General features: G+C 73.5%; 21 protein-coding genes and 1 pseudogene. 14 read left to right on the top strand and 8 right to left on the bottom strand.

Annotation, left to right across the window (positions count from 1 at the left end):
* The first annotated feature begins 116 nt into the window (after positions 1-116).
* The 4 genes from ACFW48_RS05940 to ACFW48_RS05925 all read left to right on the top strand — a co-directional run bounded on the left by ACFW48_RS05940 (position 117) and on the right by ACFW48_RS05925 (position 4,107).
* The gene (locus tag ACFW48_RS05940; protein WP_386310826.1) at positions 117-1,385 is read left to right on the top strand and encodes an MFS transporter; all 1,269 of its coding nucleotides are present in this window, start codon (positions 117-119) and stop codon (positions 1,383-1,385) included.
* 677 nt (positions 1,386-2,062) lie between these two features.
* Positions 2,063-3,055 carry a dihydroxyacetone kinase subunit DhaK gene (gene dhaK, locus ACFW48_RS05935; RefSeq protein WP_386310825.1) on the top strand — a complete coding sequence of 331 codons (993 nt, stop codon included), beginning with the start codon at positions 2,063-2,065 and terminating at the stop codon, positions 3,053-3,055.
* Between the two features lie 49 nt (positions 3,056-3,104).
* Positions 3,105-3,704: a dihydroxyacetone kinase subunit DhaL gene (dhaL, locus tag ACFW48_RS05930; RefSeq protein ID WP_386310823.1), complete on the top strand. Its 600-nt coding sequence runs from the start codon at positions 3,105-3,107 to the stop codon at positions 3,702-3,704.
* Entirely contained in the window at positions 3,697-4,107 is a 411-nt protein-coding gene (locus tag ACFW48_RS05925) for a PTS-dependent dihydroxyacetone kinase phosphotransferase subunit DhaM (RefSeq protein ID WP_386310822.1), read from the top strand. The genes dhaL and ACFW48_RS05925 overlap by 8 nt, the downstream gene beginning before the upstream one ends.
* A 284-nt stretch (positions 4,108-4,391) precedes the next feature.
* Here ACFW48_RS05925 and ACFW48_RS05920 read toward each other — a convergent pair whose 3' ends face one another.
* On the bottom strand, positions 4,392-5,036 hold the full coding sequence (locus ACFW48_RS05920; protein ID WP_386310820.1) for a TetR/AcrR family transcriptional regulator: 645 nt from the start codon (positions 5,034-5,036) through the stop codon (positions 4,392-4,394).
* Positions 5,037-5,173: 137 nt separating this feature from the next.
* Here ACFW48_RS05920 and ACFW48_RS05915 point away from each other — a divergent pair, with 137 nt between their 5' ends.
* Positions 5,174-5,935, top strand: a complete 762-nt coding sequence (locus tag ACFW48_RS05915; protein WP_386310819.1) for an SDR family NAD(P)-dependent oxidoreductase — start codon at positions 5,174-5,176, stop codon at positions 5,933-5,935.
* A 30-nt stretch (positions 5,936-5,965) separates the two neighbouring features.
* On the opposite strand, the gene ACFW48_RS05910 is transcribed toward ACFW48_RS05915, so the two are convergent.
* Complete coding sequence (locus ACFW48_RS05910) at positions 5,966-6,820, bottom strand: glycoside hydrolase family 75 protein (RefSeq protein ID WP_386310818.1); 855 nt, start codon at positions 6,818-6,820, stop codon at positions 5,966-5,968.
* Positions 6,821-7,254: 434 nt separating this feature from the next.
* Here ACFW48_RS05910 and ACFW48_RS05905 point away from each other — a divergent pair, with 434 nt between their 5' ends.
* Entirely contained in the window at positions 7,255-8,259 is a 1,005-nt protein-coding gene (locus tag ACFW48_RS05905) for a fibronectin type III domain-containing protein (RefSeq protein WP_386310816.1), read from the top strand.
* Between the two features lie 168 nt (positions 8,260-8,427).
* Complete coding sequence (locus tag ACFW48_RS05900; protein WP_386310815.1) at positions 8,428-8,979, top strand: hypothetical protein; 552 nt, start codon at positions 8,428-8,430, stop codon at positions 8,977-8,979.
* A 13-nt stretch (positions 8,980-8,992) separates the two neighbouring features.
* Here the strand turns inward: ACFW48_RS05900 and ACFW48_RS05895 are convergent, their stop codons facing one another.
* The 4 genes from ACFW48_RS05895 to ACFW48_RS05880 all read right to left on the bottom strand — a co-directional run bounded on the left by ACFW48_RS05895 (position 8,993) and on the right by ACFW48_RS05880 (position 13,067).
* Complete coding sequence (locus tag ACFW48_RS05895) at positions 8,993-9,544, bottom strand: PadR family transcriptional regulator (RefSeq protein WP_386310814.1); 552 nt, start codon at positions 9,542-9,544, stop codon at positions 8,993-8,995.
* A 46-nt stretch (positions 9,545-9,590) separates the two neighbouring features.
* Complete coding sequence (locus tag ACFW48_RS05890; protein ID WP_386310812.1) at positions 9,591-11,606, bottom strand: FAD-dependent oxidoreductase; 2,016 nt, start codon at positions 11,604-11,606, stop codon at positions 9,591-9,593.
* Between the two features lie 113 nt (positions 11,607-11,719).
* Positions 11,720-12,088 carry a hypothetical protein gene (locus ACFW48_RS05885; RefSeq protein WP_386310811.1) on the bottom strand — a complete coding sequence of 123 codons (369 nt, stop codon included), beginning with the start codon at positions 12,086-12,088 and terminating at the stop codon, positions 11,720-11,722.
* A 97-nt stretch (positions 12,089-12,185) separates the two neighbouring features.
* On the bottom strand, positions 12,186-13,067 hold the full coding sequence (locus ACFW48_RS05880) for a hypothetical protein (protein WP_386310809.1): 882 nt from the start codon (positions 13,065-13,067) through the stop codon (positions 12,186-12,188).
* A 243-nt stretch (positions 13,068-13,310) separates the two neighbouring features.
* On the opposite strand from ACFW48_RS05880, the gene ACFW48_RS05875 reads away from it, so the two are divergent.
* Positions 13,311-15,398 carry a SpoIIE family protein phosphatase gene (locus ACFW48_RS05875; RefSeq protein ID WP_386310807.1) on the top strand — a complete coding sequence of 696 codons (2,088 nt, stop codon included), beginning with the start codon at positions 13,311-13,313 and terminating at the stop codon, positions 15,396-15,398.
* Here ACFW48_RS05875 and ACFW48_RS05870 read toward each other — a convergent pair.
* Together ACFW48_RS05870 and ACFW48_RS05865 are read right to left on the bottom strand one after the other, a co-directional pair.
* On the bottom strand, positions 15,391-16,224 hold the full coding sequence (locus tag ACFW48_RS05870) for a putative protein N(5)-glutamine methyltransferase (RefSeq protein ID WP_386310806.1): 834 nt from the start codon (positions 16,222-16,224) through the stop codon (positions 15,391-15,393). The genes ACFW48_RS05875 and ACFW48_RS05870 overlap by 8 nt on opposite strands.
* Positions 16,225-16,396: 172 nt before the next feature.
* The gene (locus ACFW48_RS05865) at positions 16,397-17,461 is read right to left on the bottom strand and encodes a hypothetical protein (protein ID WP_386310805.1); all 1,065 of its coding nucleotides are present in this window, start codon (positions 17,459-17,461) and stop codon (positions 16,397-16,399) included.
* A gap of 142 nt (positions 17,462-17,603) precedes the next feature.
* Here ACFW48_RS05865 and ACFW48_RS05860 point away from each other — a divergent pair, with 142 nt between their 5' ends.
* The 6 genes and pseudogenes from ACFW48_RS05860 to ACFW48_RS05835 form a co-directional block, all read left to right on the top strand.
* Positions 17,604-18,080, top strand: a complete 477-nt coding sequence (locus ACFW48_RS05860) for a MarR family winged helix-turn-helix transcriptional regulator (RefSeq protein ID WP_386311121.1) — start codon at positions 17,604-17,606, stop codon at positions 18,078-18,080.
* A gap of 94 nt (positions 18,081-18,174) precedes the next feature.
* The gene (locus ACFW48_RS05855; RefSeq protein ID WP_386310803.1) at positions 18,175-18,780 is read left to right on the top strand and encodes a sulfite oxidase-like oxidoreductase; all 606 of its coding nucleotides are present in this window, start codon (positions 18,175-18,177) and stop codon (positions 18,778-18,780) included.
* Complete coding sequence (locus tag ACFW48_RS05850; RefSeq protein WP_386310802.1) at positions 18,773-19,549, top strand: ferredoxin reductase; 777 nt, start codon at positions 18,773-18,775, stop codon at positions 19,547-19,549. Before ACFW48_RS05855 ends, ACFW48_RS05850 begins: the two co-directional genes overlap by 8 nt.
* Positions 19,550-19,859: 310 nt before the next feature.
* Positions 19,860-20,444: a hypothetical protein gene (locus ACFW48_RS05845; protein WP_386310800.1), complete on the top strand. Its 585-nt coding sequence runs from the start codon at positions 19,860-19,862 to the stop codon at positions 20,442-20,444.
* 193 nt (positions 20,445-20,637) lie between these two features.
* On the top strand, positions 20,638-21,606 hold the full coding sequence (locus ACFW48_RS05840) for an acetylxylan esterase (RefSeq protein WP_386310799.1): 969 nt from the start codon (positions 20,638-20,640) through the stop codon (positions 21,604-21,606).
* Between the two features lie 183 nt (positions 21,607-21,789).
* A pseudogene (locus ACFW48_RS05835) lies at positions 21,790-22,935 on the top strand (serine hydrolase domain-containing protein); the annotation flags it as partial.

The raw sequence follows: 22,935 nt of genomic DNA, 5'->3' as shown, positions 1-22,935 counted from the left end.
GCCGACTGGGCCGAGGGCCCACGCTGAGCACGAGAGAGACAACCGATACCAACGCAACTCGCCCTCCGGCCCTGGTCGCCCCACCGATCCGCGCCTCACACACTTCCGGAAGCGACATGATCAGTACTGCGCCCACCAGCACGACAACCTCCATACCCGACCCCGGCCAAGCGCAGCACCACGTCCTGCGCGTTCTGGTGGCGTCCCAAGTCCTCAGCGGTGCCGGTCTGGCCGCCGGTATCACCGTCGGCGCGCTGCTCGCTCAGGACATGCTGGGCACCACCAGTCTCGCGGGGCTGCCGAGCGCCCTGTTCACCGCTGGATCCGCGCTCGCCGCCGTCCTCGTCGGCCGCATCTCCCAGGCCCGCGGCCGCCGTCCGGGCCTTGCGGCCGGATATTTCACTGGTGCCCTCGGCTCCGCCGGCGTCATCACCGCCGCCGTTCTGGACAACCCCGTCCTGCTGTTCATCGCCCTGTTCGTCTACGGCGCGGGCACCGCCACCAACCTCCAGGCCCGCTACGCCGGAGCCGACCTCGCCCCGGCCGGCCACCGCGCCCGCGCAGTCTCCACCGTCCTGGTCGCCACCACCCTCGGCGGCGTCGCCGGACCCAACCTCGCCGCCCCCGCAGGCACCCTGGCCGAACACCTCGGCATCCCCCACCTCGCCGGACTCTTCGTCATCTCCGGCGCCGCCTACGCGCTGGCCGCACTCGTCCTCGCCATCTGGCTGCGCCCCGACCCGCTGCTCCTGGCCCGCACCGTCGCCCAGGCCAAGGAAGCCGCCGCCGCGACCGACCCGGCCGCCGACGGCGGTGACGCCGACACCAGCGAGGGCCGCGGAGGCGTGGTCCCAGGCGCCCTGGTCATGATCCTCACCCAGCTCGTCATGGTCGCGATCATGACGATGACGCCCGTCCACATGCACGACCACGGCCACTCCACCGCCGCCTCCGGCCTCGTCATCGGCATCCACATCGGCGCCATGTACCTGCCCTCACCCCTGACCGGCTGGCTCGTCGACCGCTACGGCCGCATGAAGATCGCCGCCGCCTCCGGCATCACTCTCCTGGCCGCCGGCATCCTCGCCGCCGCAGCCCCCGGCGACTCCGTCGCCCTCCTCGCGCTCGCCCTCGCCCTGCTCGGGCTCGGCTGGAACTTCGGCCTCGTCTCCGGCACCGCGATCATCACCGACACCGTCCCGCTCGCCACCCGCGCCAAGACCCAGGGCCTGGTCGACGTCTCCATCGCCATCGCCGGAGCCACCGGCGGCATCGCCTCGGGCATCATGGTCGCCGCCACCAGCTACCCCGCCCTCGCCCTCACCGGCGGCGCGCTCTCCCTCGCCCTCCTGCCCGCCGTCGCAGCCACCGCCTACCGCCGATGAACCCGAGGAACGGTCGGTATTCGCGCTCCAGCTGACCGCCGAGGCCCGGCTGACCCGGACAGCGGCTCCCTGGCGCCCCGTCAGGGAGTAGACAACGCCCGCAGTGGCCCTACGAGCGCTCGGCGCCTCGGGGCAGCCTTGCCAACGAAGTTGGTCGTCGCAGGTCGGAGACATCCACCCGACTGACTTCGCTGACGACGGACAACTGCCGTCCGAGTCATATGGTGCGTCGGCACCATCACCTTCCGCCTGCCCCAGGCCCCCTAGGTCTCCTACACCGCCACGGCGTACGACGTCATCGAGTGCAACGGGAAGCTGCGACTGGAGCGGAGCCCGTCATCTGAAGCTTCTCCAGCCAGTGCGACAGCACCAGGGCCTCGTCACTCGTGAGCTTGATCATGGGCTACCGCTCATGCGCGCCCCTACGGCTCGCCCCGCCCTTGACCGCACAAACCTACTGGCCTCATACCTTGACCAACCACAAAGGGGCGCCCCCACGTCCGGACTCGGGACAGGGGCGCGCCCATGACGTTCTCGCGCGTGACCTTTCGCTGCCGCAAGGCCGATACTGCCGACAGCAACGCTCGGGTCGAGACCCGCCCGTCCGACCGACTTGACACTCCGTCACCAAAACGCAGGTCAAGGACTCGCCTGCGGCCCCTTCCCAGGAGGTATCCATGAAAATGCTCATCAACGTCCCGGAGACCGTGGTCGCGGACGCGCTGCGCGGTATGGCGGCCGCCCATCCCGAGCTGACCGTGGATGTCGAGAACAGGGTGATCGTGCGGCGGGACGCTCCCGTGGCCGGGAAGGTCGCCCTGGTGTCGGGGGGCGGCTCCGGGCACGAGCCGCTGCACGGCGGGTTCGTGGGGCCCGGGATGCTGTCGGCGGCCTGTCCGGGTGAGGTGTTCACCTCGCCGGTGCCGGACCAGATGGTGCGGGCGGCGGCGGCCGTGGACAGCGGGGCCGGGGTGCTGTTCGTCGTCAAGAACTACACCGGTGACGTGCTCAACTTCGACATGGCCGCCGAACTGGCCGAGGACGAGGGCATCCAGGTCGCCAAGGTGCTGGTCAACGACGACGTGGCGGTGACGGACAGCCTGTACACGGCCGGGCGGCGCGGTACGGGGGCGACGCTGTTCGTGGAGAAGATCGCCGGGGCCGCGGCGGACGAGGGCCGGCCGCTGGAGCGGGTGGAGGCGATCGCCCGGCAGGTGAACGACAGTTCCCGCAGTTTCGGTGTCGCGCTCAGTGCCTGCACCACCCCGGCCAAGGGCAGCCCCACCTTCGACCTGCCGGTCGGCGAGCTGGAACTGGGCATCGGCATCCACGGGGAGCCGGGCCGGGAGCGGCGCCCGATGATGACCTCGGGAGAGATCGCCGAGGCGGCCGTGGACGCGGTCCTGACGGACCTCACCCCGCGCAACCCGGTCCTGGTCCTGGTCAACGGCATGGGCGCGACGCCGCTGCTGGAGCTGTACGGCTTCAACGCGGAGGTTCAGCGCGTACTCGGTGAGCGCGGTGTCGCCGTCGCCCGCACCCTCGTCGGCAACTACGTCACCTCGCTGGACATGGCGGGGGCGTCGGTCACCCTGTGCGAGATCGACGAGGAGCTGCTCGCTCTGTGGGACGCGCCGGTGAAGACGCCCGGTCTGAGGTGGGGCATGTGAGGGTGGACGGGGAAGGGATCGCAAGGTACCTACCAGGCAAGGAGATCCAGTGCTCGACGCCGACTTCTTCCGCCGTTGGATGACGGCGACCGCCGCGTCGGTCGACCGCGAGGCGGAACGGCTCACCGCCCTCGACTCGCCCATCGGCGACGCCGACCACGGCAGCAACCTCCAGCGCGGCTTCACGGCCGTGGCGGCCACGCTGGAGAAGGAGGCGCCCGACACGCCCGGCGCCGTCCTGACGCTCGCCGGACGGCAGCTCATCTCCACGGTCGGCGGTGCCTCGGGGCCGCTGTACGGGACGCTGCTGCGCCGCACCGGGAAGGCGCTCGGGGACGCCGCCGAGGTGAGTCGGGAGCAGCTGGCCGAGGCGTTGCGGACGGGGGTGGACGCCGTCCGGACGCTCGGGGGTGCCGCACCGGGTGACAAGACCATGATCGACGCCCTGGTGCCCGCCGTGGACGCCCTCGGCGGCTCGTTCGCCGCGGCCCGCGCCGCGGCCGAGGAGGGGGCCGGGGCGACCGTGCCGTTGCAGGCGCGCAAGGGCAGGGCGAGCTATCTCGGCGAGCGCAGCATCGGGCACCAGGACCCCGGGGCGACCTCGGCGGCGCTGCTCGTCGCGGCGCTGGAGGAGGCGGCCGGTGAGTGACGGGAAGCTGGTCGGGATCGTGCTGGTGTCGCACAGCGCCGAGGTCGCCGCGTCCGTGGCCGAACTGGCGAAGGCCCTGTCGGGCGGTGGCGTGACGGTGCCGATCGCGCCCGCCGGCGGGACCGCGTCCGGCGGGTTCGGAACCAGCTCCGAGCTGGTGTCCGCCTCCGCCGCGTCCGTGGACCGGGGCGCCGGGGTCGCCGTCCTCACCGACCTCGGCAGCGCGGTGCTCACCGTCAAGGCGCTGCTCGCCGAGGGCGACGAGCTCCCGGAGAACACCCGTCTGGTGGACGCCCCCTTCGTCGAGGGCGCGGTGGCCGCGGTCGTGACGGCCGCGACGGGCGCCGACCTCGCGACCGTGGAGGCGGCGGCCGCCGAGGCGTACTCCTACCGGAAGGTCTAGGGGGTGTCGTTCGGATCTTGCCGGCGTCGCGGGGCGTGGCACGCGCATCCGCGGCGTTGTCGTCGGTTGCCAGGGCTCCGCCCTGCCGCCCTCCTCCGCCTTGCGGCCGCACGCACCACGCCCCGCTCGGGTGGACTGAAAGGCGCGGTCCCCCTCAGCCGACCTGATCCGAACGACACCCCCTAGCCGGGACCGTCCGGTGCCCCGGGAGGCGGCGGGAGGGCGCGCCCCCGCCGCACCGCATCGCCGTCTCCCCGCCCGGGCCACGCCACCGGCGTGGTGCGTCAGGTGAGGCCGCCCGCCGCCGCCCGGACCGCGGTGCGCAGGGTCGCGGCCAGTTCCGCCCGTGCCGTCGCGGCGTCGGCGCGGGTGTCTGGCGTGTGCCAGGCGTGGTGTTCGACCGCCGCGCGCAGCGCCGCGTTGAACATGGCCGCCCAGATCGCCGGCCGCAGATCGTCGGCGGGCAGCCCGGCCCGTTCGGCGAGGGCGCGGGCGAATGCCGGTTCGGCCTCGTCGTAGGTCTGCAGCCACACCGCGCGCAGGCCCGGTTCGGTGCGGGTCAGCCGTACCAGTGCCCCGACGGTGGCGTGGGCGGGTCCGGCGAGGAGTCGGTCGTCGTCCGCCGCCCGCTGCTCGAAGTCGAAGACCTCGTCGAGGGGGCGGCCGGGCCGCCACTGCCGCAGCGAGTCGGCGATCAGCTCGACGCCGGCCGCGAGCAGCGGGCGTACGCAGCTCTCCTTGGTCGGGAAGTAGCGCCACACCGTGCGCGCCGAGATGCCGGCCGCGCGGCCGATCTGCTCGCCCGTGGTCGCGGCGACCCCCTGGGTGACGAAGAGGTCCACGGCGGCGCGGGCGATCGCCAACCGGATCTCGGCCTTGCGTTCCTCGGTCAGGGGCGGTCGTCCTGTGCGTCCGCGAACTGCGGCCATCTGGTCCTCCGGGGCCGGTGGTGGTCTCCCGGAATTCTCCACGACTACTTTTTGTCGCTCACCGACATTAAGTCGTAGGCTGGCCCGGCAGCGGGCTCGGTCCCCTGGACCCTGGACCTCACGAGAAGGAGCACCACATGAGCGGCGCACCGGGCGGGCGCAGTGTCATCGTCACCGGAGCGGGATCCGGTATCGGGCGGGCCGCCGCCCTGGCCTTCGCCGCGCAGGGTGACCGCGTCGTGCTGGCGGACCTCAACGCCGAGGGCGCGGACGCGGCGGCCCGGGAGATCGAGGGCGCGGGCGGCACCGCCGTGGCCGTGGCGGGCGATCTGAGCGAGCAGGCCGTCGTCGACCGGGTGACGGCGACCGCGGTCGAGCGGTTCGGCGGGATCGACGTCCTGGTGAACAACGCCGGGATCATGGACCGGATGTCGGCGCTCGCGGACGTGAGCGACGCCGAGTGGGAGCGGGTGCTGAGGGTCAATCTCACCGCTCCCTTCCTGCTGACCCGCGCGGTGCTGCCGCACATGCTGGCGGCGGGCCGGGGTGCCGTGGTCAACACCGCCTCCGAGGCGGCCCTGCGCGGCAGCGCGGCGGGCGCCGCCTACACGGCCTCCAAGCACGGCGTGGTGGGGCTGACCAAGTCCCTGGCGGTGATGTACCGGGGGCGGGGCATCCGCGCCAACGCGATCTGCCCGGGCGGCACGCAGACCGCCATCACCGTCGACCCCGCTCAGGGCGCCCACGGGCCGGCCACGCTCGGCCCGCACTTCGTCAACCTCGGCCGGGTGTCGCAGCCCGAGGAGCAGGCCGCGGCGATCGTGTTCCTCGCCTCGGAAGCGGCGAGCAACATCAACGGCGCGATCCTGCCCGTCGACGACGGCTGGTCCGCGGTCTGACGCACCCCGCGCCCACGGGGCGCCAGGGGCTCACCCGCCGTCCACGAACTCCCGCGCCAGGCGCTCCCCCGACTTCTCGGCGGCGACCTCGTCCCCGATGGGCTCGACCTCACTGCCCTTGAAGACGATGTACGTCACACCGGACGCGGCACCGCCCCCGTGCGGGTCGGCCGGGATGCCGAGCGACTCCGCGGCGGCGTAGGAGGCCTCGCCGATGAGGTCGCGCGGGCCGATGTCGCCGACGACCGCGTAGCGCACCCGGTCCCCGTGGACGACCGCCGCGACCGATCCGCCGTGGACGTCGTACTCGCGGTGGTCCCAGATGTCGCTCGGCTCGGGCACGACGACGTAGGGCAGGCGTTCGGCGTCGAGGGGGCGGCCGTCCGACCCGGTGTAGGCGGTGGCGGGGGTGAAGTGCGGGTCGGTACCGCTGTTGCAGTGGTCACCGGGCCGGCCGTCGCAGTCGACGTCCAGGTCTGCCTTCCAGTACACGGCGTCCCGCGTTCCGCAGACCGGGATGTCCGCCGGCGCTCCGGCGTCGGCGCGGTAGCGCCCGCGCGAGACGGGGTCGCAGTCCCGCACCTTGGCCAGCAGGTCGGCTGCGCGGACGGGCCCGTCCTGCCGGGCCTCCTTCGCCCCTTCACCGGCACCTGCCTCGGCTCGGGGCCCGATCCCGGACGGCGGAACGGGCCCGGCCTGGGACGGCGGAACCGGTCCGATCCGGGTGCCGGACCTGTCCGCGCGGACCGGCGACGCCTCGTGCCGGTGACCGGAGCCGATCTGGGCCTGGGGGCCGGGGCGGGGCGGGAGCGGAGCGCCGGGGAACGTCGTGGGGGCGAGCAGGGCGGCGCTGGCCGCGACCAGTGTCAGCGACTGGACACGCACTATGTGGCCTCTCCTGGGGGACATGGACGAACACTCGGCCACATCTGTCCCCGAATCGTGCGCGCGGCCACCTTCTATGGGCCAGACGGTGCACGTCCGTGCCTCGGCTCTACGGGCCGGACGGTGCACGTCCGTGCCCCGGCGCGGCGCGGGGGCGGTGCGCTCCCGGGCGCGCGACCGGGGGCGGGCGGGCCGGGCCTGTACCGGCTCCGGTCCGCCCGGCCGCCCGCGCCGGCGCGGCACCAGCGACGACAGCGATCCGCGCCACCGAGCCCAACTCTTCCCATACGCAGGGAAGTTCGGCCGGGAGGAGATTCAGCATACGTAACCCTGCCGAGGGGCCACCGACACCGCCCTCTTGATGTGATCGCGTCACAGGCGCATATTGGTCCGGACCATTGCTGTCGAGCCGAAGCCGTCCTGGAGGCAGAGCCGTGCGAGACGCACCCGTTCCCGCTGTTCCCGCCCCTGTCTCCGTACTGCGCCACTGCGCCCTGCTCTGCGGAGCACTCGTCCTGGTCACGTCCTGCGGCTGGGGCATGGGCGACGACGGCGACGAGAGCGGCGGGCCGCCAGGGGCGCCGACGGGCGTCACCGCCGAGGCGGGCAGCGCCACGACCGTGCACGTGATGTGGAACGCGGTCGACGGCGTCGAGACGTACGAGGTCTATCGCGGCGGCACGTTGGTGAAGAAGGTGGAGGCGTCCGACCGCATGGTGGACGTCACCCGGCTGCGCCCCTCGACGGCCTACGCCTTCACCGTGCGGGCGCGCGACGCCGACGGGCGACTGGGGCCGCGCAGCCAGGAGGTGCGGGCGACCACCCCCGCCGCCGTCGCCGACGACTCCGCCCCGACGCGCCCGGCGGACACCCGCGGCCGGGCGGCGGGCAGCCGGGCGGTCCAGCTCACCTGGTCCGCCTCGACCGACGACCGCGGGGTCGTGTCGTACGACGTCTACCAGGGCGCGACGAAGGTGCACAGCGTCGGCGGCGGCCAGACGGCGGCCGTGGTCACGGGGCTGCGCGCGGGCACCCGGTACTCCTTCACGGTCCGGGCGCGGGACGCCGCCGACAACGTCTCCCCGGCCGGCGCCACCGTACGGCTCACCACCCCGGGCTCCGACGACGGCCGCGCCACCGCGCCCACCGCCCTGCGCGCGGCCTCCCACCACGCCGACGGAGCCTACTACATCGACCTCACCTGGATCCCGCCGCGCATCGACGGCCTGGTCACCGAGTACCAGGTCCACCTGGACGGCCGCCCGGCGACGTCACTCGTCTACGGCGCGGACGCGCCGCGGGACCGGGCGGAGTACAGCTTCTACGCGGGACCGGAGGCCGGGGTCACGCACCGGGTGCGGGTCCGGGCCAGGCTGTCCGACGGCACCTGGGGCGGCTTCTCGGCGGAGCGGAAGGTGACCACGGGCGGGGGCGGGTGACGTTCCGCCGGTTGCGCGCCGGGGCGGGGAACGCGTCACCTGGGCGGTCGCGCTCGGCATGCGGGCACGGCCGCCGCCCTGTTGGCTGCCCGTGAGGCAGCACGGGCGTTCCCGATCTCGGCGGCGCAAGGGATGTACCGCCAACCGTGCCGCCGGAGGGCAGTCCACATGCGCATCTCATCGCCACTTCTCCGCTCCGGCCTGACCGCGGCAGCCGCCGCCGCGCTGCCCGTCGCCCTGGCCGCCGGGCCGGCTTCCGCGGGCCCGGGGATCTCCGTGAGCACCACCGGGACCACCGTGTCGGTCACGACCACCGCCTGCGCCCAGCTCAACGGCAGTTGGGGCACCGCCTCGCTGCTCACCGGCAGTCAAGGGGACTTCGCCCAGGGGCGCCAGGTGGCGCTGTCCGGAACGAGTTCCGGACAGTCCGCCTCCTGGTCGGGCATCAGCCCGGGCACGTACACGGTCATCGTCATGTGCTCCAACAACAGCACCGCCGGCACCCAGACCGTCATCGTCTCCGCGGCACCCTCTCCTTCGCCCAGCCGCTCCGCCTCCCCCTCGCCCTCCGCGTCGCCACGCGGTGTCATGGGCGGTCTCGGCGGGGCCGTCCAGGACTACGGCACGCCCACCCTCGTGGCGGGCGGCGCGCTGGTCGGCACCGGCGTCATCGCCGCGGCGTGGTTCCTGCGCCGCCGCCAGAAGCCGTACCGCTTCTGAGCCGTGGCCGCCCTCACGCCCGCTCGTCACCCGGCAGCCCGGCGAACTCCGCCAGCGCGTGCCTGAGCCACTGGGTCCAGAAGGTCTCCAGGTCGATGCCGGCGCGCAGCACCAGGTGCCGCAGCCGGTCCTCGGTACTGTCCCTCCCGGGCGGGAAGTCCCGCTTCTCGATCTCCTCGTACTCGGCCAACTGCTGTTCGTGCAGTTCCAGATGGCGGCGCAGATCCGTCTCGATACCGGTGGTGCCGACCACGGCCGCGGCACGCAGCCGCAGCAGCATCGTGTCCCGCAGGGGCTTGGGGTCCTGTGCGGCGGCGGCCCAGCGGGCCAGTTCGGCGCGGCCCGCGGGCAGGACCTCGTAGGACTTCTTCTGCCCGCGGGCCGGCTGCTGGCCGGGCAGCGCGCGGATCAGGCCGTCCGCCTCCAGTTTTCCCAGCTCGCGATAGATCTGCTGGTGCGTCGCCGACCAGAAGTAGCCGATCGACCTGTCGAACCGGCGGGTCAGCTCCAGCCCCGACGACGGCTTTTCGACCAGGGCGGTGAGGATCGCGTGCGGGAGTGACATGGGCTCATCCTAGGGACGGCCCCCGCGCCTTCCGGCCCCCGTGGCCCTACAGCGCGGCCGCCAGCTCGGTGCCCTGCTTGATGGCGCGCTTGGCGTCCAGTTCGGCGGCCACGTCGGCGCCGCCGATGAGGTGCGCGCTGCGCCCGGCGGCGACCAGGTCGTCGTACAGGCCGCGGCTCGGCTCCTGGCCCGTGCACAGGACGACCGTGTCGACCTCCAGGACGGTGGACTCGTCGCCGATCGTGATGTGCAGCCCGGCGTCGTCGATCCGGTCGTAGCGCACGCCCGGGAGCATGGTGACGCCGCGGTGCTTCAGCTCGGTGCGGTGGATCCAGCCGGTGGTCCTGCCGAGGCCGGCGCCGACCTTCGACGTCTTGCGCTGGAGCAGGTGCACGGTGCGCGGCGGTGCGGGGCGCTCGGGCGCGGCGAGGCCGCCGGGCGCGCGGTAGTCCAGGTCGACGCCCCAGAGGCGGAAGTACGTCTCGGGGTCCTCGTGCGCCTTGTCGCCGCCGTCGGTGAGGTACTCGGCGACGTCGAAGCCGATGCCGCCCGCGCCGAGGATCGCGACGCGGTCGCCGACGGGGGCGCCGTCGCGGAGCACGTCGAGGTAGCCGACGACGCTCGGGTGGTCGACGCCCGGGATCTCCGGGGTGCGCGGAGTGACGCCGGTGGCGACGACGACCTCGTCGTGGCCGGCGAGGTCGTCGGCTGCGACCCGGGTGTTCAGCCGTACGTCGACGCCGTGTTCCGCCAGCTGGGTACGGAAGTAGCGCAGCGTCTCGTCGAACTCCTGCTTGCCGGGGACCTTGCGGGCGACGTTGAGCTGGCCGCCGGTCTCGCTCGCGGCGTCGAAGAGGGTGACCTCGTGGCCGCGTTCGGCCGCGCTCACCGCACAGGCCAGCCCGGCCGGTCCGGCGCCGACGACCGCGACGCGCTTGCGCCGCCGGGTCGGGGCGAGGACCAGCTCGGTCTCGTGGCAGGCGCGCGGGTTGACCAGGCAGGAGGTGATCTTCCCGCTGAAGGTGTGGTCCAGGCAGGCCTGGTTGCAGCCGATGCAGGTGTTGATGGCCTCCGGGCGGCCCGCCGCGGCCTTGGCGACGAAGTCGGGGTCGGCGAGCATGGGACGGGCCATCGACACCATGTCGGCCGTGCCCTCGGCGAGCAACCGCTCGGCCACTTCGGGGGTGTTGATGCGGTTGGTGGTGACGAGGGGAACCGTCACCTCGCCCATCAGGCGCTTGGTCACCCAGGTGTAGGCGCCGCGCGGCACGGAGGTGGCGATGGTGGGGATGCGGGCCTCGTGCCAGCCGATGCCGGTGTTGATGATGGTCGCTCCGGCCGCCTCGACGGCCTTGGCGAGGGTCACGACCTCGGCGAGGGTGGAGCCGCCCGGGACCAGGTCCAGCATGGAGAGCCGGTAGACGACGATGAAGTCCTCGCCGACCGCCTCGCGCACCCGGCGGACGATCTCGACGGGGAGGCGCATGCGGTTCTCGTAGGAGCCGCCCCAGCGGTCGGTGCGGTGGTTGGTGCGCGCGGCGATGAACTCGTTGATCAGGTAGCCCTCGGAGCCCATGATCTCGACGCCGTCGTACCCGGCCTCGCGCGCGAGGCGGGCGGTGCTGGCGTAGTCGTCGATGGTGCGCTCGACGTCGGCGTCGGTCAGCTCGCGGGGCACGTGGGGGCTGATCGGCGCCTGGAGGGGGCTCGGGGCGACGAGGTCGGCGTGGTAGGCGTAGCGGCCGAAGTGCAGGATCTGCAGGGCGATCCGGCCGCCCTCGCGGTGCACGGCCTCCGTGACGACCCGGTGCCGGTCCGCCTCCGCCGCGGTGGTGAGCTTGGCGCCGCCCTCGTACGGCCGGCCCTCGTCGTTGGGGGCGATGCCGCCGGTGACGATGAGGCCCACTCCCCCGCGGGCCCGGGCGGCGTAGAAGGCGGCCATGCGCTCGAAGCCGCGCTCGGCCTCCTCCAGGCCGACGTGCATGGAGCCCATCAGGACCCGGTTGGGCAGCGTGGTGAAGCCCAGGTCGAGCGGGCTCAGCAGGTGGGGGTAACGGCTCATCGGGCCCTCCGTGCGCGGTGTCGTGCCTCTGTTGTAGAGGACGGCCGCCTCTTTGTGCAACTAGTTGCATAAAGAGGCGGCGCACACCACACCGCCACGCCGGCGGGCCTCGGTCAGTGACTCTCCAGCCGTACGTGCAGTTCCCGCTCCTGGTCCCCGGAGGCCGTGCTCAGGTCGTGCACGGTGAACAGGGAGTCCAGGGTGGTGCGGAAGCGCTCGATCGCCCAGTAGCCGCCCTGCACGTCGGCCTCCACGGACGCCGTGAGCCGGGCGGGGTCGCACTCGCCCCGGGCCTCGGCCACGTCGAAGGTGCCGAGCCACACGGTGGGGCGCACCTCGTGGCAGTCCCGGGGCACCTCGTCCGAGCGCCGGTCGGACGAGAAGCACGTGCACAGGGCGTCGAACACGGTCCGGGCGTCCTCCTTGCTGCACCCGCTCAGCTCCACCGAGACGGACTCCGGATGCAGTCGCTCACCGTCCATCGTGATCGCTCCTCTCGTGGCCCATACCACCAGAAAAGCACCACCCGCGGCCGAGCACTACCGGCACGGTCCGGCCGTGACCGTGCCGGTGGACGGGTCAGCCCCGCGTGAAGCGGTAGGTCTTGCTGTCCGTCAGCACGCAGAAGCCCGGCGACACGACGATCACGCGCAGGGTGCCGGTACGGCGGTCGTAGTCGATGCCCTCCGTCTCGAAGCCGCCGGAGCAGGCGCTGCGCAGGGGCAACTGCCGCAGGGCGGTGACGTGGCCGGTGACGTCCGCGGTGCCGTTCGGCGCGGCGGACAGATCGATCCGCAGCAGCGGCTTGGTGATGCCGAAGAGGGTGCCCGCCGGGTCGTCGGAGGAGCACAGCAGCGTGGTCGCGTCGAGGAAGTCGCAGCCCTGGACGTCGCGCACGGCGTGGTCCAGGTGGACGGTGGCCGCCTGCGGGAGGTTCGCCGAGGACGAGGTGCTCGTGTTGACGCCGGGCGTCGGGAAGACCAGCAGCCGGTTCATGGTGCCCCACTCGCCCGCCAGCATCCACTGGCCGTCCGGGGAGATCGCGGACCAGGAGTTGTTCAGCGCCTCGCCGGGGCTCAGCGTGTGCACGTACTCCGACCAGCGCCCGTCCGGCGCCTGCACGCGGAACATCTTGGTGTTCCCGTCGTCCCGCTGGTACGGCTCGACGTAGTGGCCGTCGTAGGAGGCGTCGGGGTCGCCGACGTGGTTCCAGCCGCGACTGCTGAGCCCCAGGGGGATGGTGCCGATGCCCGTGTAGCGGTTGGGGCTGCCGGCCGGGACCTCGACCGAGGTGAGGCCCTGGCTCTCGGTCAGCGGGTCGGCTCGGTCGGAGCCCACCTCGGTCCAGGTGCCGGCGGCCGGCGTGGCCGAGGCGGCCGGACCGGCGAGGCCGACGGCGAGGGCGAGGGCGGCGAATCCGGTCAGGGCGGCGTGACAACGTTGCCGGGCGCGCAGGGGCATGGGCGGGCTCCTCGGTGGGGGGTGGGGCGGTACGCACTCGGCGCACAGTCTGTCCCGCTTGTGCGGTCATGTACAGACCAACCCTGCCGTGCTCCGTGCGGCGGCCGCAGCCGTGCCGGGTGATGCTGGAAGGAGACGGGCAGAGCCTCGGAGAATCGGCCCTGTGCGCGGTGGAACGCGGTAGAACAAGGGAGTCGGCATCAAAAGGGCGTGCCGCGTGGAACGGCGAAGGCGGGGCGTGGGATGAGTGCAGCCGGGTCTGCCGGATTCGGGGACGACGCGTCGCCGCGCGGGCCGGTGCGGCCCAGCGGGCTGCTCGACGTGCTGAACGTGGCCTCGGTCGTACTGGACACCGAGGGCCGGATCGTGCTGTGGAGCCCGCAGGCCGAGGAGCTGTTCGGATACACCGCACCGGAGGCGCTGGGGCAGTACGCCGCCCGCATCATGGTCCACGAACGCCATCTCGACCTGGTCGTGAAGCTGTTCGCCGACGTCATGAAGACCGGGCAGAGCTGGGCCGGGGCCTTCCCCATCCGGCGCAAGGACGGCGGCACCCGGCTGGTGGAGTTCCGCAACATGCGCCTCCTGGACGACCGGGGGGACGTCTACGCGCTGGGCCTCGCCGTCGACCGGTCCACCGTGCGCCGGCTGGAGCACGACGTGGCGCTGTCCACGCGGGTGATCAGGCAGTCCCCGATCGGGCTGGCCGTCCTCGACACCGACCTGCGGTACGTCTCGGTCAACCCGTCCCTGGAGACCATGAACGGCATGACCGCCGAGGAGCACCTCGGCCGGACGGTCCGCGAGGTGCTGCCCCTGGTGGACGCGGGCCCCCTGGAGGAGGCGGCGCGCCTGGTGCTGGAGACCGGACGGCCGATCGTCGGCCAGCCCGCGACCGGGCGGACCCCCGCCGACCCGGACCAGGAGCACACCTGGTCGCTCTCGCTGTACCGGCTGGAGGACGCCGTCGGCGCCGTACTGGGCGTGGCCGTGTCGGTCGTGGACGTCACCGAGCAGCACCGGGCGGGCGTCGAGGCGGAGGCCGCGCGGCGCCGGCTGGCCGCCGTCGCGGACGCCTCCGCGCGGATCGGCACCACGCTGGAGCTGGACCGCACGGCGCACGAGCTGGCCGGCGTGGCCGTGCCGGACCTGGCCGACATAGCGGCCGTGGACCTGCTGGAGGCCGTGGTGAAGGGCCGGCGCAGCACCCTGGGTCCGGCCGAGCCCGCGGTGATCCGGGCTTTGGCCGTCCAGGCGAACGACGCCCCACAGGCACTGCGGGCGGCCGATCCGCCCGGCCAGGTGGCCCGGTACGGGCCGGACCGCCTGGTCACCGAGTGCGTACGCACCGGCCGGCCGGTGCTGGTGGAGCGGGTGACGGAGGAGGACCTGCCGCGCATCGCCCGTTCACCGGAGGCGGCCGAGCTGCTGCGGAGCGCGGGTGTGCACTCCTACCTGGCCGTTCCGCTGATCGCGCGGGGCGAGGTGCTCGGCGCCCTGGACCTCAAGCGGATCGGCAATCCGCTGCCGTTCGGCGAGGACGACCTGCTGCTGGCCCGGGAGCTGGCCGTCCGCGCGGCGGTACAGATCGACAACGCCCGCTGGTACCAGAACGCCCGCGACGCCGCCCTCACCCTCCAGCGCAGCCTGCTGCCGAGCCATCCGGCGGTGACGGGCGGGCTGGAGGTCGCCTCCCGCTACCAGCCGGCCGAGGCGACCAGCGAGGTCGGCGGCGACTGGTTCGACGTGATCGAGCTGGAGGGCTGCAAGACGGCGCTCGTGGTGGGCGACGTGATGGGCAGCGGTATCGCGGCGGCTGCCTCCATGGGGCGGCTGCGCACCGCGACGAACACCCTGGCCGCCCTCGACCTCGATCCGGCGTTCCTGCTCGCACACCTCGACCGGACCACGGCCGGCCTGGACCAGGCCATCGCCACCTGCCTCTACGCGGTCCACGACCCGCACCGGCGGCAGTGTCTGATCGCCAACGCCGGGCACCTGCCGCCGGTACGCCTGCGCGCCGGCCGTCCGCCGGAGCTGCTGGACCTGCCCACCGGGGTGCCGCTGGGCGTGGGCGGCGTCGCCTTCTCGACCACCACCGTCGATCTGGAGCCGGGCGACCGGCTGGTGTTCTACACCGACGGTCTCGTCGAGACGCGCCGGCATCCGCTGGACGAGCGGTTGAACGCGCTCCTGGCCCTGCTGGAGGGCCCGGACCGCCCCCTGGAGGAGGTCTGCGACCTGCTCCTGCGCACGCTGCACGAGCCGGAGAACTCCGACGACGTGGCCCTGCTGATCGCCCGGGCCACGCCGCCGGACGTGCCTAGCTGAGGTCGCGCTCCCTGACGCCGATCACCACATGGGCGTACAGCTCCTCGCAGACCGCGAGGCGGGTCGTCAGGCCGGCGCGGGCGAAGGCCTCGACGGCCGCCGGTGCCTGGCGTTCGCTCGTCTCGGCCAGCAGGCAGCCGCCGGGCGCCAGCCAGCGGGGCGCCTCGGCCGCGACCCTGCGCAGCACTTCGAGACCGTCGGTGCCGCCGTCGAGGGCGACCAGCGGCTCGTGGTCCCGCGCCTCGGCGGGCAGCAGGGCGACCTCACCGGTGGGCACGTAGGGCACGTTGGCCGCGAGTATGTCCACCCGGCCGCGCAGCGTGGCGGGCAGCGGGTCGAACAGGTCACCGGCGTACACCCGGCCCCCGGCGTCCGCGAGGTTGCCGCGGGCGCAGCGCACGGCGGCGGGGTCGACGTCGGCGGCGTGCACCTCGGGCCGGTCGAGCGCGGCGGCCAGGGCGGCGCCGACGGCGCCGGAGCCGCAGCACAGGTCCACGACGACGGCCGCGTCCGGAGCGTGCGCGAGGGCCTCGGTCACCAGGAACTCGGTACGGCGGCGGGGCACGAAGACACCGGGGGCGACGGTGACGCGCAGGCCGCGGAACTCGGCCCAGCCCAGGACGATTTCCAGGGGCAGTCCGGTGACGCGGCGGTCCACCAGGGCGGTGAGTTCCCCGGCGGTGCGGGCGGCGCCCAGGAGGAGTTCCGCCTCGTCCTCGGCGAAGACGCAGCCCGCGGCGCGGAGCGCGGCCACGACGGAGTCGGGCGAGGGGAAGGAGGCGGAGAAAGGGGCGGGAATGGAAGAGGTGGAGAACAGCTGAGGCATGGAAGCCGAGAGCCTTTCGAGAACCGAAGGGCGCTCTCACGGTCACCCGTTGGCGGGGACCGTACTGCCGTGAGGTGAGAGCACCCGGGCCGACACAGCGGTAATGGGTCTCACCTCCCAGGCGTCCGGCGGCCGGGACTGTCCTCGGCCGCCGGTAACACTACCCCAATGATCAGACGCCGACGGCCTCCTCGGCCTCTTCGTCCGCCTCCTCCGCCGCGGACACCGTCTTCCGCTCGTTCGGCCTCGCGTGCTTGGCGGGGGTGGCCGACGCGGGTGCCGTACCGCCCCGCTCGCGGAGGGCGGCGACCGCCGTCACCAGGAGGCCGAGCAGCAGCCAGGCGACGAGCGTCCAGACGCTGCGGCCCAGTCCGTCGCCGTCGAAGTACAGCAGGCTGCGGGCGCCCTCGACGAACCCGGCGCCGTTCCAGAAGGCGTGCAGGGTGCCGAAGAAGCCGTTCTGCAGTTCGGGGCGGAACAGGCCGCCGGAGCTGGTGAAGTTGAGCATCACGAACAGCACCATCATGGCGAGCGTGGTCCACCGTTTGAGGAAGGTGTGCAGGCCCACGCCGATGAACAGGATGCCCGCGGCGTAGAGCCAGGCGATGCCCCACAGACCGGCGAGGTCGTGGTGGGCGAGGTGGAACACCGGCCCGGCGAGCAGGGCGCCGATCCCGCTGACGACGACGGAGACGCCGAGCGTGAGCAGCGCCCGCACGCGCGTCGAGAGGGCGGCGCCGGCGGCGCCGAGGGCGGCCACGGAGGCGTAGGAGCCGATGCTGACCGCGATCAGCAGGAAGAACAGGCCCTGGCCGGTGGGGTCGTCGTCGACCGGGGTGGCGACGTCGGTCACCTTCAGCGGGACGCCCTGCTGCTCGGCGAGCGGGGTGAAGACCTTCTCCGCCGCCATGGCGCCCATGTCGGACGCGGCGGTGGCCACCACGATCTCGGGCGCCTTGTCGCCGGGCACGTAGGCGCCGGTGATGTCGCGCGCCTTCAGCAGGTCGACGGCGTCGGCGCGGGTGGCGACGGTCCGTACGTCGAGGTCGTCGCCGGCCTCGTCCTCGACCGACTGGGCGAGCACCTTCGCCTCGGGGCCGGAGCCGACGACGGCGACCGGCAGATGGTTCGGCTCGGGGGTGACGAAGGCCCCCATGTACGCGAGTCCCATCCCGATGCACATCAGCAGCGGGGTGATCAGGTGCGTGAGCACGTGGCGCAGGGCGTGCGACCTCATCGCTCACATCCTCCAATGACTGGTTCCAGCGGTGGCAGGTGGTCGGCCGGGCGGCCGGCCGGGTAGTTGGCTTATACAACTCTCTCTTCAAGTTGTACTATACAACTAGCAATGCGGAGGAGGACCCGTGACGGCAGCCGAGATGCCCGATGAGACGACTGTCACCCCCGGTGGCCGCCCGGCGGAGGCCGTGGAGACCATCCAGCGGGAGATGACCGCCTTCGCCCGCCGCGCCCGCGCCTCGGCGGGCCGCATGCACCCCGAGCTGTCGCTGGTGTCGTACACGCTGCTCGGTCACCTGGAGGAGCGGGACGGCTGCCGGGCCACCGACCTGGCCGTCCACTACGCCCTGGACAAGTCCACCGTCAGCCGCCAGGTGTCCGCCCTGGAGCGCGCCGAACTCGTCGAGCGGCGCGTCGACCCGGACGACCACCGCGTCCAGGTCCTGCACCTGACGGAGGCCGGACGGCACATCCTGGCCCAGGTCACCGAAAGCCGCCGGACGGCCTTCCGGGAGCGGCTCGCCGACTGGCCCGAGGAGGACCTGGTCCGCTTCGCCGCGTATCTGGAGCGGTACAACGCGTGGCGGGAGGCCGACCCCGGCGAGGACCAGGGCTGAGGACCGCCTCCGAGAGCACGTACGGTTGACCGCGTACGCACTGACCACGCCGACCGCGGGCATCCCCTCGCGGCGGCCCGAAAGGCCCCACCGCATGAACTCCACCCGAGGCTTCACCGGGCGCCCGCGCGCCGCCCGGCCGGGACTGCCGCCCGGCCAGTACGACGCCGGTGACGACTGGCCCGTGCTGTCCGCCGAGGTCACGCCCGACGTGTCGCCCGCCGACTGGACCTTCCGCGTGAGCGGGCTGGTGGCCGAGTCCCGCACCTGGGACTGGGCCGGGGCGCACCGGCTGCCGGCGTCGGCGTACTCGGGCGACATCCACTGCGTGACCGGCTGGTCGAAGTTCGGTGTGCGGTTCGGGGGCGTGTCCCTCGACGCCTTCCTGGAGGCGGCGCGCCCGCTGCCGTCCGCCACGCACGCCGTCGCCTACGCACACACCGGCTACACCGCGAACCTGCCGCTCGCGGACCTGACCGGCGGGCGTGCCTGGATCGTGTGGGAGTACGACGGGCAGCCGCTCGTCCCCGAGCACGGCGGCCCGGCACGGCTGGTGGTGCCGCACCTGTACTTCTGGAAGAGCGTCAAGTGGATCGCGGGCCTGGAGCTGCTGGACCACGACGAACCGGGCTTCTGGGAGCAGAACGGCTACCACGCGCGCGGCAACCCCTGGGAGGAGCAGCGGTACTCCGGTGACTGAGACAGCGACGCACACGGCAGGGTCCTTCACTCCCCCGACGCGGTTCGCCGTGCCCGGGCGGATCGAGGTGGACGGCCGGGCGGCCGGGACATGGCAGACCGCCACCCTCACGGAGATCCGCCCCGAGACGCACCGCGCGTCCACCTTCCGGTTCGCCGTACCCGGCTGGGCGGGCCATCTGCCCGGCCAGCACCTGATGCTGCGGCTGACCGCCGAGGACGGGTACGTGGCCCAGCGCCACTACTCGCTGGCGTCCGCGCCGGACGACTCCGGGCACATCGAGCTGACCCTCGACCACGTCGAGGACGGCGAGGTGTCCGGCTGGTTCCACACGGTCGCCCGGCCCGGCGACCGGATCGAGGTGCGCGGCCCGCTGAGCGGCTTCTTCGCCTGGCCGGGTGACCGGCCCGCCCTGCTGCTGGGCGCGGGCTCCGGCGTAGTACCGCTGATGTCGATGGTGCGGCACCACCGGGCGCTGGGGCTGACGGTGCCGCTGCGGCTGCTGGTGTCCGCGCGCACTCCCGAGGAACTCATCTACGCGCGCGAACTCGGTGCGGAGACGACTCCCGTGTTCACCCGCGGCGCGCCGGCCGGGACGCCCGTGGGCCGGATGACGACCGCGCACCTGGCACCGCTCCTGGCCGCAGCGCCCGCCGACGGCTGGGAGGCCTACGTGTGCGGCTCCAACTCCTTCGCGGAGCACGCCTCCCGGCTGCTGGTGGCGGCCGGTCAGCCGGTGGACCGGATCAGGATCGAACGCTTCGGCTGACCCACGGCCGGGCCGCGGTGGCCGGCACCCCGCGCCCCGCCCCACTGATGGACGCCGCTCGGCCTGCGAAGCCTGGGCCGCACCAGCCGCGGCCCGGGTTTCCCCCGGGCACCGCTGGGCACCTGTCCGCGGCGCGGAGCAGTCGTCCGGCGTTGCGGGGTGGGCGACATGGTGAGCGAGGCGCGCCGAACGGGGTACCAGACCTGTGCGGGCACTCGCACGCGTGGCGCGACGCGGAGACACGGCGGCCCCCGCTCTCGTACGGCCGTCCGCCCGGCCCTCCGGTCGCTGTGATCGCGAGGAGGTCGACATGCGAACCCGGGTGCGCGGCTGGCGCATGCGGCGCAATCCGCTGCGGCGCCGGTCGGACGTCGTCGAGGCGTGGACCGTGCTGGTCGTCGCGCTTCTGCTGATCGTGGGGGCACCGCTGCTCGGAGCCGCCACGGCCTGGTGGAGCTACGGTCAGGCCCAGGCGGTCGCGGCGGAGCAGCGCGCGGAGCGGCACCGCGTCCGCGCCGAGGTGGTCGGCCGGACTCCCGACACGCTGCCGTCGGTGCAGGCCGGCGGGCAGCACTCGTACCGCGCGACCGTCCGCTGGAGCACGCCGGACGGTACCGACCGGAGCACCACGGCCCGTGTCCCGGCCGGCACCGGGCACGGTGACGCGGTCGACGTGTGGCTGGACTCCCGGGGCAGGAGCGTGCCGCCGCCGACGGACGGTGCCGCGATCTGGCAGCACAGCGTCACGATCGGCGTGTGCACCACCATGGGGGCGGCGCTCACGGTGCTCCTCGCGCACTGCGCCGTACGCAGGATGGCCATCCGGCACCGGATGGCCGAGTGGGACCGCGACTGGGCCCTCACCGAGCCCCAGTGGACACACCGCCGGGCCTGACGGCGACGCCGGTGACCCGATGACCTGGTCCGGCCGTCGGGCTCCGGCGCGGCCCTCGGCGGCGTTCGATCCGTCGAACCGCAGGTCAGATCAGTGGTCTGCCCGCCGACGATCTGGCGAGTCATCCGACCATTCACGTACGGTGTGATCATCCGTACGGTCCGGCCCTGTCTCCCCGCAAAGGCGGTTCTCGATGGCCCTGTTCGACCTTCCGCTCGAAGAACTCCGCGCCTACCGCAGCGCGTCGGCCGAGCCCGAGGACTTCGACGCGTTCTGGAGCAGGACGCTGGAGGAAGCCCGCGCGCACGATCTGGACGCCCGCTTCGAGCCGGTCGACACGGGACTGTCCACGGTGCGGGTGCACGACGTGACGTTCGCCGGGTTCGGCGGTCATCCGGTGAAGGGCTGGCTGGTCCTGCCGGCCGCGGCGGAGGAACCGTTGCCGCTGGTCGTGGAGTTCGTCGGGTACGGCGGCGGGCGCGGGCTGCCGCACGAGCACCTGCTGTGGGCGTCCACGGGCCGGGCGCACTTCGTGATGGACACCCGCGGCCAGGGCAGCGCCTGGGGCGGCGGTGGCGGGACGGCGGACCCCGTCGGCGGCACGCCCGCGTACCCGGGCTTCATGACCCGCGGCCTGGACGCCCCCGAGAACTACTACTACCGCCGCGTCTTCACCGACGCCGTGCGCGCGGTCGAGGCGGCCCGCTCCCACCCGCTGACCGACCCGGCACGCACGGTCGCCCTCGGGGGCAGCCAGGGCGGCGGCATCACGATCGCCGTGGGCGGCCTGGTGCCGGACCTCGCGGCCGTCGCGCCGGACGTGCCGTTCCTCAGCGACTTCCCGCGCGCGACCAAGCTCACCGACCGGCACCCCTACCGGGAGATCGGCCTGTACCTCAAGACGCACCGCGGCCGCACCGAGGACGCGCTGCGCACGCTGTCCTACTTCGACGGCGTGCACTTCGCGGCGCGCGGCCGGGCGCCCGCCCTGTTCTCGGCGGCCCTGGAGGACCAGACCTGCCCGCCGTCCACCGTCTTCGCGGCGTTCAACGCCTGGGCGCACGACGAGAAGGCGATCGAGGTGTACGACTTCAACGACCACGAGGGCGGCGGGCCCTTCCAGGAGGCGGCCAAGCTGCGCTGGCTGCGCTCGTACCTCTGAGTCCGCCCGTCCGCCCGTCCGCCAGACCGGCTGTCCGGCCGCCGCGTCGCGATCCCGCCACGGCCGGCTCGGCGGACCTCCACCCAGTCCGACCAGTCGGTATGTTCATGCAGCCGGGCCGCACCGTCGCGGCCAGGCTCCCGGCGTACGACGGAGGGCCCCACGTCCGAGGACGAGGCACAGGTTAACGGCCACTGCGACACCCGCTTCGCGGAGGTACGCACGGCGTTCGAGGAGAACTTCCGGGACCGCGGCGAACTGGGCGCCGCGGTGACCGTCACCGTGGACGGCGCGACGGTTGTGGACCTGTGGGGCGGGTGGGCCGACGCGGCCCGCACCCTGCCGTGGGAGCGGGACACGCTGGTCAACGTGTGGTCGACGTCCAAGGGCCCGACCGCCCTGTGCGCCCACGTTCTCGCCGACCGCGGACTGCCGGACCTCGACGCGCCGGTGGCCGTGTACTGGCCCGAGTTCGCGGCGGCGGGCAAGGAGAAGGTCCTCGTGCGGCACCTGCTGTCGCACCGTGCCGGCCTGTCCGGGCTGCGTGAGCCGCACTCGACGGCGCAGTTGTACGACTGGGACCTGACCACCGGTCGGCTGGCGGCCATGGACCCCTGGTGGGAGCCGTGTGCGCGGTCCGGGGACCACGCGATCACCTACGGCTTCCTGGTCGGTGAGGTCGTGCGGCGGGTGTCGGGGCTGCTGCCCGGGGCGTTCCTGGAGCGGGAGGTGACCGGGCCGCTCGGCATCGACCTCACCATCGGGTTGCCGGAGAAGGAGACAGGGCGGGCGGCCGAGCTGGTGCATCCGCGGGTGGCCTCCGACACCGAGCAGGCCGCGGTCTTCGCCCAGTTGGCGCCCGCGGCCGTGGCGGCGCTCGCCAACCCCGCGATCGGCGCCACGGGGGCCAACACCGCCGCGTGGCGGGCCGCCGAGATACCGGCGGCGAACGGACACGGCACCGCGCGGGCGGTCGCCGCGCTGTACGGGATCCTCGCGGGCCGGGGCTCGTACGACGGCCACCGTGTGCTGTCCCGGGAAGCCGCCGAGCGGGTGCGCCAGGGGCAGGGCACCTGCCGCGACCTCGTCCTCGGCGCCGGCTTCGCACACGCGACCGAGGTCGGGCTGGGGCTGTGGCTCAGCGGCCCCAATGGCTCCTACGGCCCCAATCCGCGGGCTTTCGGACACGACGGCTTCGGCGGCTCCTGCGGTCTGGCGGACCCGGACGCCGGGGTGCCGCCGGGCTACGTCATGAACCGCATGGGGCCGCACAGCGCCGACGACCCGCGGAAGACGGCACTGGTGGACGCCCTGTACGGCGCCTTGTGA

Origin of the sequence: Streptomyces sp. NPDC058812, from assembly GCF_042744565.1 — a bacterium.
In the GTDB taxonomy this organism is placed as follows: Bacteria; Actinomycetota; Actinomycetes; order Streptomycetales; family Streptomycetaceae; genus Streptomyces; species Streptomyces thinghirensis.
This window is presented reverse-complemented; position numbering and strand designations above follow the sequence as displayed.